This is a genomic window from Bradyrhizobium sp. Unk1 (assembly GCF_059512345.1).
The window spans coordinates 1-12454 of record NZ_JCAMOP010000086.1 but is presented as its reverse complement, the minus strand read 5'-3'; the positions used below and the strand labels follow the sequence as shown (position 1 = coordinate 12454).

The following is a 12454-nucleotide window of genomic DNA, read 5'->3' as shown; positions in this document are numbered from 1 at the left end:
GGCTTTGCCCGAGGGAATCACAATTGACGAATTACGCAACAGGCCCCTTGTGGGAGAAGGTGGCGCGAAGCGCCGGACGAGGGGTCTCTTTCCACGTACGCGAAAGAGAATGACGCGCGGAGAGATACCCCTCACCCGTCTCGCCGCTGTCGCGGCGAGCCACCCTCTCCCGCAAGGAGAGAGGGAAAAGCGGCGCCCGCTATTCACATCTCCACCCCTCGACGAACCCACCCCCACGGCTTACCTGTGATGCCGTGCCGCCCCGCATCCTCAAAATCCCGGCCGAGCCGGCCACGCTGCTGCCCGACCGCTTCCAGGCGTGGTTCGCGGCCCGCGGCTGGTCGCCGCGTGAGCATCAGCTCGCGCTGCTGGACAAGGCGCGCGAGGATCGTTCCGCACTGCTGATCGCGCCCACCGGCGCGGGCAAGACGCTGGCGGGATTTTTGCCGACGCTGGTGGAGCTCTCGACGCAGCCGGTCGAGCGGGACGGAAGGGCGAAGCAAAGCCTCGTCTCCACCGGCCGCGATGTTCGCCGCAGCGATGGCCTGCACACGCTCTACATCTCGCCGCTGAAAGCGCTCGCCGTCGATATCGCCCGCAATCTCGAGCGGCCGATTGCGGAGATGGGGCTGCCGATCAAGGTCGAGACCCGCACCGGCGACACGCCGGTGTCGCGGCGGCAGCGCCAGCGGCGCTATCCGCCCGATATCCTGCTGACGACGCCTGAGCAGGTCGCGCTGCTGCTCTCCTCCGACGACGCGCCGTTCCTGTTCTCCTCGCTGAAACGCATCGTGCTCGACGAGCTCCACGCGCTGGTGACGTCCAAGCGCGGCGATCTGCTTTCGCTGGGTCTGGCGCGGCTCTGGCGGCTGGCGCCGCAGCTGCGCGCGATCGGCCTGTCGGCAACCGTGGCCGAGCCGGACCAGCTTGCGCGCTTCCTGGTGCCGCAGCCGGGCGGGAAGGAGGCGGCCGCCGACATCGTCGTCGCCGGCGGTGCCGCGCCGCCGCTGGTCGAGATGCTGGATACAAGCGAGCGCCTGCCCTGGGCCGGCCACAGCGCGCGGCACGCGCTTCCCGAAATCTACGAGCTGATCAAGGCCAACAAGACCACGCTCGTCTTCGTCAACACCCGCAGCCAGGCCGAGATGCTGTTCCAGAATCTCTGGAGCATGAACGACGACAACCTCGCGATCGCGCTGCATCACGGCTCGCTCGACGTCGCCCAGCGCCGCAAGGTCGAGGACGCGATGTCGGCGGGCAGACTGCGCGGCGTGGTCTGCACCTCCTCGCTCGACCTCGGCGTCGACTGGGGCGATGTCGATCTCGTCGTCAATATCGGCGCGCCCAAGGGCGCCTCGCGCCTGATGCAGCGGATCGGCCGCGCCAATCACCGTCTCGACGAGGCCTCGCGCGCGGTGCTGGTGCCGGCCAATCGCTTCGAGGTGCTGGAGTGCCGCGTCGCCATCGATGCCATCGCCGAGAATGCGCAGGACACGCCGCCGCTGCGCGTCGGGGCGCTCGACGTGCTCGCCCAGCACGTGCTCGGCTGCGCCTGCGGCGAGCCGTTTCTTTCTGACGAACTCTACGCTGAGGTCCGCACTGCGGCGCCCTACGCTGATCTTACGCGCCGGGATTTCGACGACGTCGTCGATTTCGTCGCCTCCGGCGGCTACGCGCTGAAGACCTATGAGCGCTTCGCCCGCATCAAGCAGGACAAGGAAGGGCGCTGGCGCGTCGCCAATCCAAAGGTGCGGCAGAGCTACCGGATGAATGTCGGCACCATCGTCGAGGACGACATGTTGAAGGTGCGCCTGGTGCGTTCGCGCGGCGGCGGGCAAGGAAAAGCAGGCGGCTCGACGGGGGTGATCGCGCGTGGAGGCAGGCTGCTCGGCGAGATCGAGGAAGCCTTCATCGAGGGCCTGAGCCCGGGCGACACCTTCGTGTTCAGCGGCGAGGTGGTGCGCTACGAAACCCTCGTCGAGGACCAGGTCTACGTCTCGCGCGCCAATGACAAGGATCCGAAAGTGCCGTCCTATATGGGCGGCAAGTTTCCGCTCTCGACCTATCTCGCCGAACGTGTGCGGCGGCTGCTCGACGACGGGCGTGCGTGGAACGGCTTGCCCGAGCAGGTGCGTGACTGGCTGTCGCTGCAAAAGGACGTATCGCGCGTGCCGGCGGTGCGCGAACTGCTGGTCGAGAGTTTTCCGCGTGCCAACAAGCATTACCTCGTCTGCTATCCCTTCGAGGGGCGCCTCGCGCATCAGACGCTCGGCATGCTGCTGACGCGCCGGCTCGAGCGCGCCCGCGCCCGGCCGCTCGGTTTCGTCGCCAACGAGTATGCGATCGCGGTCTGGACCCTCGGCGACATGTCCTTCATGATCCGGGACGGCAGGATCGACCTGAATGCGCTGTTCGATCCCGACATGCTCGGCGACGACCTCGAAGCCTGGCTTGCCGAATCCGCCTTGATGAAGCGTACGTTCCGGAACTGCGCGATCATCTCCGGCCTGATCGCGCGCCGCCATACCGGCGAGGAGAAGAGCCGCCGTCAGGTGCTGTTCTCGACTGATCTCGTCTACGACGTCCTGCGCAAGCATCAGGCCGACCACGTGCTCTTGCGCGCCGCCCGGGCCGACGCCGCCACCGGCCTGCTCGATCTGCGCCGCCTCGGCGACATGCTCGCCCGCATCCACGGCCGCATCACGCATCGGGAACTCGACCATGTCTCCCCGCTCGCCGTCCCCGTGATGCTGGAAATCGGCCGCGAGTCAGTCTATGGCGAAGCTGGTGACGAGCTCCTGGCGGAAGCCGCCGACGAGCTGGTCAAAGAGGCGATGGGATAAGAGCAGGTTCGGACGTGAAGTTGGGCGCGCTGGTTTCAGGGGATGTGGAAGACATGCGCGTTTCCAGAGTCACCATCAGTGATGTGACCTTCGCAGCCGATCTCTCCGGCGCGCTGTTCTGGGAAGAGCAGCGTCTGCTCGTCGTTTCCGACCTGCATCTGGAAAAAGGGTCCAGCTTCGCGACGCGCGGCGTGCTGCTGCCGCCTTATGATACGCTCGCAACCCTCAGCCGTCTCGCCGCCGTCGTCACGCGCCACGACCCTCGTGTGATCATCGCGCTCGGAGACAGTTTTCACGACCGGACCGCGCATGAGCGGTTGTCGTCCGACGATCGCGATGCTGTCGCTGCGCTCCAGACCGGCCGCGACTGGATCTGGATCTCGGGCAATCACGATCCGATGCTGCCGCGCGATCTGGGCGGGACCGTCGCCGACGAAGTCGCGATCGGCCCGATCACCTTCCGCCATGAGCCGACCGGTGCGCGCGGCGAGATCGCCGGCCATCTGCATCCGAAGGCGCGCGTCTCCGCACGCGGCCGCTCGATGGAACGCCGCTGCTTCGCCAGTGACGGGATGCGCGCCGTGATGCCGGCCTTCGGTGCCTATGCCGGCGGTCTCAGCATCCGCGATGCCGCGTTCGCAAAGATCTTTCCCAGCAATGGCTTTGTCGCCCATCTGCTCGGAGACCGCCGCGTCCACGCCATTGCGGCCTCGCGCTGTTATTGAGGTTCCGGCCTCGTGCGAACCGGATCCATCGGGCCGGTCAACGGAAAATAGGACAGGATTACGTCCAGTACTTATCCGGAATCGCCTAAGTCCATAGGTACCTCTAACTTGCCTATTGCCGGGGCTGGATTTCATCCCGAACACGATTGCAACCGGCAAAGGGGTCGCTGAGAGGCGACCCCTTTCGATTCCGCCAGTCGGACTTCACCCTCTGCGTCGGAACAAATTAAGAACACTTTAGTAAGTCTTTGATATATCATTGTGATTCGGCGCGTTGCCGACACAATATCTAGCGTCTGTCAGACTTTGCGAGGACTACATGTCCACCATCGCCTTCGATCAATTTGCCCTCACCCGGATCGCCGATTTCGCGCGCTCGCTGTCGCGGCTGCATCAGGCGGCGCGGCGCTATGCGGTCGATGACGACCAGTTCGACCGCGAGTTCAACGCGGTGTGCCAGTCGATCTGGGGCTACACCATCGACGACGTCAGCGACGATCTGTTCTCGGTCGAGGATCATCTGTTCCTCGACACGCTGGACGAAGCGCATGCGCGCATCTTCGCAGCCGAGCAGGGTTACGACCTCATCGGCGAGGCGGGCATGCTCACCGACTGGTGGGGCTTCTGCTGGATGATCCTGGCCGAGAAGCGCGGCCTGCTGACTCAGGAAAACCGCGCCGCCGCGCGCGCGGCGATCGAGGAAAAATATCTGGCGGCGCCGAACGTGATCGGGGTGATCATCGGCAGGTGACGGTCTCCTGCCCCCGACGTAACGCAGCGCTTCTTCAGCGTCGCGTCATTTCATGCCGCGCCGCGTCCGGGACACGAGACTGAACTAATCCAGCCCCGCCCGCTTCGCCGGCTTCTGTGCAGGGGTCTTCGGCACCGTCACGTCAGGCAGCGCCTCGCGCACGATCTCGACTGAGGCCGGCGCATCTGCCGCGACCGTCTCCGCGCGCACCGGGGCCACCTTCATCTCGCCGAGCCGCGCGCGAACCTGCGCGGTGAGGCCGGGGTAGGAGGCAACCGGCGTGAAGTCCGCGGCTTGGTCATTGCCGACGCGGATGCCGGTATAGGCGACGAGGCCGTCGCTGGTCGCGATCACGTCGCCGGCTTTCAGCGAGGAATCCAGCGCGAGATCGACCGGGGCGAGGCCGACCGGCTCGCGGCCGTTGCAGGTGCAGTCGGCACGTAGCGCCTTGCGATAGGCGAACGCGTTTTCGCTGTCGGCGTAGCGCTCGCCGGTCTGCGAAGCGGCGCCGTCGATTGAAGAGCCGAAATAGACCTTTGTCGTGGTCGCAGGACAGAACGCCTGACACATCTGGGCGGGCGAGGCGAGGCCGCGCATCAGCGGAAAATATTTGCCGTCGCAGCTGCGCACGCAGAAAGCCGGGCCCGAGCCGCCGGCCGCCGTCGCGCGCGTTGGCGGTACATATTGCGGGTTTGCGGGATTCTGCTGGCTGGCAAAGGGATCGGCAAAGGAGTTCGACTGTTGCGGCACCTCACGCTGCGGCCGGGGCCGCTGCATTCCGCCGAAGAAGAAGTCGAACAGGCCTTCGGCCGAAGCCGGGGCTGGAGCCGCAAGCAGCGGGGCCGCCAGGGTTGCGGCCACTAGCGTCGCGCGACGCCGCCGCGCATGGGACAAGGCTGTACGCAATGCTCACTCCGACGCTACTGAACCGGCCGGAACCTTCCGAGGTCTCGGCACATGATTCACCATAGTGCTGGATGGTAAATGAGCAGTTGAGCGGAGGCGATTTCAAGTCGAGGCCGTGACCTCTTCAAGGCCGGGCACAGCTTCCGGCGGATGGTTGCTTCCGGGCAACGCCCGGGCATGGACGGCCAGGACTGCCCCCGGCCTTAAGCCTTCAAGAACTCCGACGCCTTGTACAGCGAGCGGAACGGCAGGCCGGCCGCGCCGAAGGTGTCGGTGGCGCCTTCCTCGCGGTCGACCATGGTCAGCACCAGCACCACTTCGGCGCCGGTCTCGCGCACGGATTCCACCGCCTTCATCGCCGAGCCGCCGGTGGTGGTTACGTCCTCGACGATCACGACGCGCTTGCCTTCGAGCGTCTCGCCCTTGGGCAGGCCTTCGATCGCGAGCTTCGCGCCGTGCTCCTTCGGCTTCTTGCGCACGAAGAACGCCGCGATCGGATGGCCCTTGATCCAGGAGATCTGCGCCAGCGCGCCGGCCAGCGGCACCGCGCCCATCTCAAGCCCGCCGATGAAATCGAGCTGGTCGTCCTTCAGCGCCTCATAGGTCAGCTCGGCGAGCAGGGTCGCGCCCTCGGGGTCGAGCATGGTCGGCTTGAGGTTGAAGTAGAAATCGCTCTTGCGGCCCGACGCGAGCGTGACGTCACCGCGGCCGAAGGAGCGCCGGCGGATGATTTCGAACAGGCGGGCGCGGGAGGCAGATTTCGACACGGCGGTCCCTCGGGGCTTTTTGGAGGTGGCGGAATTTATCCGCGACGGCCGCGACATTCCAGAGGGGACCGGTCGAGTCAACAGGGATCGGCCATCCCGGTCCGCCAGTTGTCGGGGTGCAACCTTCTGGAGTAGTTGGATGCCAGATATCTCGGGGAAGGAAATGCCTGAATGACCATCGAGCTGCACACCTGGAACACGCCGAACGGCCGCAAGATCTCGGTCGCATTGGAAGAAATGGGGCTGCCTTACAAGGTGGTGGCGGTGAACATCACCAAGGGCGAGCAGATGGCGCCGGGCTTCCTGAAGCTCAGCCCCAACAACAAGATCCCCGCGATCGTCGACCCCGAGGGGCCGGACGGCAAGCCCGTCAGCATCTTCGAGTCCGGCGCGATCCTGCTATATCTCGGCGAAAAGACCGGCAAATTCCTGCCGAAATCGCTCTCGGAGCGCATCCCCGTCTATGAATGGCTGATGTGGCAGATGGGCGGCTTCGGCCCGATGCCGGGCCAGGTGCACCATTTCATCGCGCTCGAGAACGAGCAGGATCGGGCCTATGGCCTGAAGCGCTACATGGCGGAGACGCGCCGGCTCTACGGCGTGCTGGACCGCCGGTTAGAGGCCCACGACTTCGTCGCCGGCGACCTCTCGGTTGCCGATTTTGCTATCCTGGGCTGGGCCTGGCGCCACCCTCGCCACAAGGTTGAGCTGGCCGATTTTCCCAACGTCAAGCGCTGGTATGAGGCGCTGATGGCGCGTCCCGCGGTGAAGCGGGGCATGGAGGCGAAGCTTGATTGATCTTCGCTTACCCTCCCCTGGAAGGGGAGGGTCGGCACGCGATCGAGCGAAGCGAGATTGCGTGACGGGGTGGGGTGAAGGTCTCTCCGCGTTGAACAGTGCTCGTGGGGAGAGATCACCCCGCCCCGCTACGCATTCCGCTTCGCTCTATGCGCAGCGACCCTCCCCCTCCAGGGGAGGGTAAGAAAGTTCACACCTTCTTCGCTTCCACCGCCATCCGCACCGCAAGCCCGGCCAGCACCGTGCCCATCAGCCAGCGTTGCACCAGCATCCAGCTCGGCCGGCTCGCCAGGAACAGCGCGATCGACCCGGCGGCAAGCGCGATCATCGCGTTGACGCTGACGCTGATCCCGATCTGGATCGCCCCCAACACCACCGACTGCGTCAGCACGCTGCCGGCGGTGGGATCGATGAACTGCGGCAGCAGCGCCAGATACAGCATCGCGATCTTCGGATTAAGCAGATTGGTGACAAAACCCATCGCGAACAATTTGCGCGGGCTGTCGATCGCGAGCTGCTTCACCTGGAACGGCGACCGTCCGCCCGGCTTCACCGCTTGCCAGGCCAGCCAAAGCAGATAGCCGGCGCCAGCAAAGCGCAGCGCGTCATAGGCAAAGGGAATGGCGAGCAAGAGCGCGGTGATGCCGAACGCCGCGCACAGCATGTAGAACACGAAGCCGAGCGCCACCCCGCCGAGCGAGACGATGCCCGCCGCCGGCCCCTGCGTGATCGAGCGCGAGATCAAATAGATCATGTTCGGCCCCGGCGTGAGCACGAGACCAAGACAGACGAGGGCGAAGCCGAGCAGGGCGGAGGTGTGGGGCATGGATGAACCGGTGTGGGAGACGGCACGGTTCTAATATGCGCCGCGCGGCGGAGCCATCGCGCAATTGCACGGAGGACAATTCGATCGGGTGCGGCGAACGCGGTGCGCTCCCTCGCCCCGTTCTTACGGGGAGAGGGTTGGGGTGAGGGGCCTCTCTCCGCGGATGAGATAGCGGTGAGACCTGTACCCCCTCACCCGGATCGCGCCGGACGATGCTTTGCATCGCCGGGGGGCGATCCGACCTCTCCCCGCAAGCGGGGAGAGGTAAGAAAGACATCAATGGGCCTCGTCCCAATTGTTCGCGGCGCGCGCATCGACATGCAGCGGCACCGACAGGTTCACGGCCGGGAACGGCGCGTCCTGCATCACGTGCTGCACCACCGGGAGCGTCGCCTCGACCTCCGCGTCGGGCACCTCGAAGATCAGTTCGTCGTGCACCTGGAGCAGCATCTGCGCCGTCAGCTTCTTCTGGACCAGGGCGTCCTCCATCCGCGTCATGGCGCGGCGGATTATGTCGGCGGCGGTGCCCTGGAGCCGCGCGTTGATCGCGGCGCGCTCGTTGAAGGCGCGCACCGAGGCGTTCGAAGCCTTGATGTCGGGATAGTACATCTTCCGGCCGAACAACGTGGTGACATAGCCGTTGCTCCGGCAGAAGTCGCGCGTCTCGTCCATGTAGGCGCGGATGCCGGGGAAGCGCTCGAAATACTTCTTGATGTAGGCGGAGGCTTCCTCGCGCGCGATGCCGAGCTGGTTGGCGAGGCCGAATGCCGAGATGCCGTAGATGATGCCGAAATTGATCGCCTTGGCACGGCGCCGGATTTCGCTCGGCATGCCCTCGATCGGCACGCCGAACATTTCGGAGGCCGTCATCGCGTGAATGTCGAGCCCGTCCTTGAACGCCTGCTTGAGGACGGGAATCTCGGCGATCTCGGCGAGCAGCCGCAGCTCGATCTGCGAATAGTCGGCGGAGACGAGCTTGTGCCCGGGTGTCGCAATGAAGGCGCGGCGGATCTTCCGGCCGTCCTCGGTGCGCACCGGGATGTTCTGCAGATTGGGCTCGTTCGACGACAGCCGGCCGGTCGTGGTCGCGGCCAGCGCGTAGGTGGTGTGGACGCGATGGGTCTGCGGGTTGACGTAAGTCGGCAGCGCGTCGGTGTAGGTCGATTTCAGTTTCGAGACCTGGCGCCACTCCAGGATCTTCTTCGGGAGGTCGTGGCCCTGCTCGGCAAGCTCATCGAGCACCTGCGCGGTCGTCGACCACGCGCCGGTCTTGGTCTTGGTGCCGCCGGACAGTCCCATCTTGCCGAACAGGATGTCGCCGATCTGCTTGGGGCTGCCGACGTTGACGGGCTCGCCCGCGATCTCCTGGATCTCGGCTTCGACGCGCGCCGCGGTCTGGGCGAAGTCGCCTGATAGCCGCGACAAGACCTGGCGGTCGATCGAGATGCCGCGCCGCTCCATGCGCGCGAGCACCGACACCAGCGGCCGCTCCAGCGTCTCGTAAACGGCGGTCATGTGCTCGGCGACGAGACGCGGCTTCAGCACGCGCCACACGCGCAAGGCCATGTCCGCGCCTTCCGCCGACAGCGGCGCGGCCTTGTCGATCGGCACCTGGTCGAAGGTGATCTTGCCCTTGCCGCTGCCGAGCAGCTCGCTCTCCTTCAGCATGGCGTGGCCGAACCAGCGCTCCGCGAGCGCTTCGATCGCGTGAGAGCCGCGGCCGGCATCGAGCACATAGGAGATCAGCTGCGCATCGTCGGCGTTGCGCAGCGTGATGCCGTGCTGCGCCAGCATCACGGCGGTGAATTTGACGTCGAAGCCGATCTTGAGAATGCCCGCCGATTCCAGCACCGGCCGCAGCGCCTCGATCGCGTCGGCATGCTTGACCTGGTCCGGCGCGAGACCCGCGTCGAACAGGCCGGCGCCGCCACCGGACTGCTTGTGCGCGAGCGGCACGTAGCAGGCTTCGTTCGGCGCCAGCGCCAGCGCGATGCCGCAGAGATCGGCCTGCATCGGATCGATGGAGTTGGCTCTCGTCTCGATCGCGACATGACCGGCGTCATGGATGCGCGCGATGAAGGTGTTGAGCTCTTTGAGCGTCTTGATCGCCTGGTATTTGCTGCGGTCGACCGGCAGCTTGCGCAGCGCCTCTTCGCGCGCGGCGGCCAGTGAAATCGGCGCGCCCTTGAGACCGGCCGACTTGTCGCCCTTGTCGCCGCCCGTTGCGGTCGCGGCTGGAGCGGCGAAAAGATCGCCGGAGGTCTCCGACGTTTTTGCCTTGGCGGCGTCGCCGCCGGCCCTCGCGCCGCTGCTGTTCGACGCATCGGCATCGACATTGGCGGGATCGATCTGCGAATAGTCGGCGACGCGGCGCGTCAGCGTGGAAAATTCCATCGCCTTCAGGAAGGCGATCAGCTTGCGCGCGTCGGGCTCGTGCACCGCGAGGTCGTCCAGCGGCACCTCGAGTTCGACCTTGTCGTCGAGCAGCACCAGCTTGCGCGAAATCCGCGCCTTCTCGGCATTCTCGATCAGCGCCTCGCGCCGCTTCGGCTGCTTGATCTCGGTGGCGCGGAACAGAAGCTGTTCGAGGTCGCCATATTCGACGATCAGCTGCGCGGCGGTCTTGATGCCGATGCCGGGCACGCCGGGCACGTTGTCGGTGGAATCGCCGGCCAGCGCCTGCACTTCGACGACTTTCTCCGGCGGCACGCCGAACTTCTCGATCACTTCGGGAATGCCGATGCGGCGATCCTTCATGGTGTCGTACATCATGATCTTGTCGTTCACGAGCTGCATCAAATCCTTGTCGGAGGACACGATGGTCGTGTGGGCGCCGCGATCGCTGGCCTGCCGCGCATAGGTCGCGATCAAATCGTCGGCCTCGAAGCCGCCCTGCTCCAGGCAGGGCAGATCGAAGGCGCGCACGGCTTCGCGGATCAGCGCGAATTGCGGAATGAGATCATCGGGCGCCGGCGGCCGGTGCGCCTTGTACTCGGGATAGATCTTGTTGCGGAAGGTGACTTCCGACTTGTCGAACACGATCGCCAGATGCGTCGGCCTGTTGTCCGCGGGCATGTCGCGCAACAGCTTCCACAGCATGTTGCAGAAGCCGAGCACGGCGTTGACCTGCAAGCCGTCGGATTTGCGGTTCAGCGGCGGCAGCGCGTGGTAGGCGCGGAAGATGTAGCCGGAACCGTCGACCAGGAAGATGTGGTCGCCCTTACCGGCCGCCTTCGCCGCGACTGGCGTGGCAGCAGGCTTGTCAGCAGCGGGTTTGGTGTCGGCTTTGGCGGCGGTCTTCGGGGAGGTCTTGGGCATGGCCGCAATGTATGAATTTTTGCGGGCTTTGACAGCCTTGAGAGGGGGATTTTTGGGCCGCTGGTGCCGCTATCCCCCACTGTCATTCCCTACATCCCCGCTGTCATTCCCCGCGAAAGCGGGGAATCCAGTACGCAGCGGCGTCTCGGCGTACTGGGTCGCCCGGTCGAGCCGGGCGACGACACCGAGAGCGCGGCTACTCCGCCGCCTGCAACACGGGGCCGGCCTTCTTCGGCGCGATCCAGAACGCCTGCGGCCGTTCAAACAGGAAACGGGCATTGAGCCGCATCGCGGCGTGCCAGATCGCGAGCGATCCGATCACGCCGACGATGGTGACGATCAGCGACACCGTGCCGATGTCGGCAATGATGCCGGTGCGCAGCAGCAGCGTTCGTGTCGCCGCCATCGGCAGGAAGAAGGCGAGGTAGATCACGATCGAATGCTCGCCGCAGAAACGGAAGACGTTCAACCACTGCGCGCGCGCAAGCAGCGTGCCCATCGTGATGATGGCGCAGGCGCCGGCGAAGCCGAGCACGAGCGAGACGATCTTCCATTCGCCGGCGCCGAATGCGACGAGGCCCGCATTGACCAGCGCCCAGGTCGCAAGCGCCGCCAGCGCAAGTGCGGGATGGTTGCGCGCGCGATCGGACAGCGCGAACACGTAAGGCGCGAACAGATATCCCGAAAAGAAATAGACGAAGCGCGCGCAGAATTCGTCGATCGCGGTCCAGCCGGTCGAGATGCGCGCCGTCTCCAGCGCGGCAGCGATGAGCCAGATCGCCAGCGGCGGGACTCGCCGTGTCAGTTTCGTGACGACGAAGAAGATCGGCAGCAGGTAGATGAACCAGAGCGTGCCGAACGGTTCGACGAAGGATTCCAGGTACAGCAGGCCGACCTCGCGCCAGCTCGTCTCCGCCGCAAATGCCGGTGCCTTGAAGCCGAACTGGATTGTCACCCAGACGACATAGAAATAGGCGAAATGCACCACCTTGCGGTCGAGATAGGTTCGCCAGTCCCGATCGATCACCAATGGCAGGAACAGGCCCGAAATCAGGAAGAAATCCGGCATCCGGAACGGCTTTGCGAAGGCCACGGCGACATGCATGAAACCGGTCTGGCCGGCGGCGATCTCCACCCCCAGCACCGAGTGCATCATCACGACCATGATGATGCAGATGCCCTTGGCATAGTCGACCCAGTCGACACGCGCGGGGGCCTTGGAAAGCCCGCTTCCGGCAATTGTGCCCGATAATGCCATGGTGTCCCGTTTCGAGGCGCGGTCCGCCCGGCTCTGTGCGGGCGTGGTGCAGTGTGAAGCCTTGCGGTTTAAGGTTTCTTTACCGGTACAATTCGCGTGCCGGTTTCTGCATCCGGGCTGTTCTCTCCCCTCGGGAAAATGCTAAACCGCTTGAGTTGGGGTTTCGTTAACCAAGCTGGAGCAGGGTTTTTCATGCGAATCGCGATGATCGGAACGGGCTATGTGGGACTGGTGTCCGGAGCCTGCTTTGCGGATTTCGGTC

9 protein-coding genes are annotated in these 12454 nt (G+C 65.3%); 4 read left to right on the top strand and 5 right to left on the bottom strand.

Annotated elements, in window-relative coordinates; genetic code table 11:
- Positions 1 to 254 precede the first annotated feature (254 nt).
- The 3 genes from AC5ZFO_RS45820 to AC5ZFO_RS45810 all read left to right on the top strand — a co-directional run bounded on the left by AC5ZFO_RS45820 (position 255) and on the right by AC5ZFO_RS45810 (position 4319).
- Positions 255 to 2843 (top strand): ligase-associated DNA damage response DEXH box helicase, encoded by a 2589-nt coding sequence (locus AC5ZFO_RS45820; protein ID WP_282525840.1) that lies wholly within the window; start codon positions 255 to 257, stop codon positions 2841 to 2843.
- A gap of 53 nt (positions 2844 to 2896) precedes the next feature.
- Positions 2897 to 3568: a ligase-associated DNA damage response endonuclease PdeM gene (pdeM, locus tag AC5ZFO_RS45815; protein WP_282525839.1), complete on the top strand. Its 672-nt coding sequence runs from the start codon at positions 2897 to 2899 to the stop codon at positions 3566 to 3568.
- 319 nt (positions 3569 to 3887) lie between these two features.
- On the top strand, positions 3888 to 4319 hold the full coding sequence (locus AC5ZFO_RS45810; protein ID WP_028154160.1) for a hypothetical protein: 432 nt from the start codon (positions 3888 to 3890) through the stop codon (positions 4317 to 4319).
- Positions 4320 to 4403: 84 nt separating this feature from the next.
- Here AC5ZFO_RS45810 and AC5ZFO_RS45805 read toward each other — a convergent pair whose 3' ends face one another.
- Positions 4404 to 5225 (bottom strand): DUF2865 domain-containing protein, encoded by an 822-nt coding sequence (locus tag AC5ZFO_RS45805; RefSeq protein WP_496123975.1) that lies wholly within the window; start codon positions 5223 to 5225, stop codon positions 4404 to 4406.
- Between the two features lie 203 nt (positions 5226 to 5428).
- Positions 5429 to 5992 carry an orotate phosphoribosyltransferase gene (gene pyrE / locus AC5ZFO_RS45800; protein WP_014491354.1) on the bottom strand — a complete coding sequence of 188 codons (564 nt, stop codon included), beginning with the start codon at positions 5990 to 5992 and terminating at the stop codon, positions 5429 to 5431.
- A gap of 171 nt (positions 5993 to 6163) precedes the next feature.
- Here pyrE and AC5ZFO_RS45795 point away from each other — a divergent pair, with 171 nt between their 5' ends.
- The gene (locus tag AC5ZFO_RS45795; RefSeq protein WP_282525837.1) at positions 6164 to 6790 is read left to right on the top strand and encodes a glutathione S-transferase family protein; all 627 of its coding nucleotides are present in this window, start codon (positions 6164 to 6166) and stop codon (positions 6788 to 6790) included.
- 190 nt (positions 6791 to 6980) lie between these two features.
- Here the strand turns inward: AC5ZFO_RS45795 and AC5ZFO_RS45790 are convergent, their stop codons facing one another.
- The 3 genes from AC5ZFO_RS45790 to AC5ZFO_RS45780 all read right to left on the bottom strand — a co-directional run bounded on the left by AC5ZFO_RS45790 (position 6981) and on the right by AC5ZFO_RS45780 (position 12192).
- The gene (locus tag AC5ZFO_RS45790) at positions 6981 to 7616 is read right to left on the bottom strand and encodes a LysE family translocator (RefSeq protein WP_282525836.1); all 636 of its coding nucleotides are present in this window, start codon (positions 7614 to 7616) and stop codon (positions 6981 to 6983) included.
- A 276-nt stretch (positions 7617 to 7892) separates the two neighbouring features.
- Entirely contained in the window at positions 7893 to 10934 is a 3042-nt protein-coding gene (polA, locus tag AC5ZFO_RS45785) for a DNA polymerase I (RefSeq protein ID WP_496123974.1), read from the bottom strand.
- A 196-nt stretch (positions 10935 to 11130) separates the two neighbouring features.
- The gene (locus tag AC5ZFO_RS45780) at positions 11131 to 12192 is read right to left on the bottom strand and encodes an acyltransferase family protein (protein WP_282525834.1); all 1062 of its coding nucleotides are present in this window, start codon (positions 12190 to 12192) and stop codon (positions 11131 to 11133) included.
- Positions 12193 to 12454 lie beyond the last annotated feature (262 nt).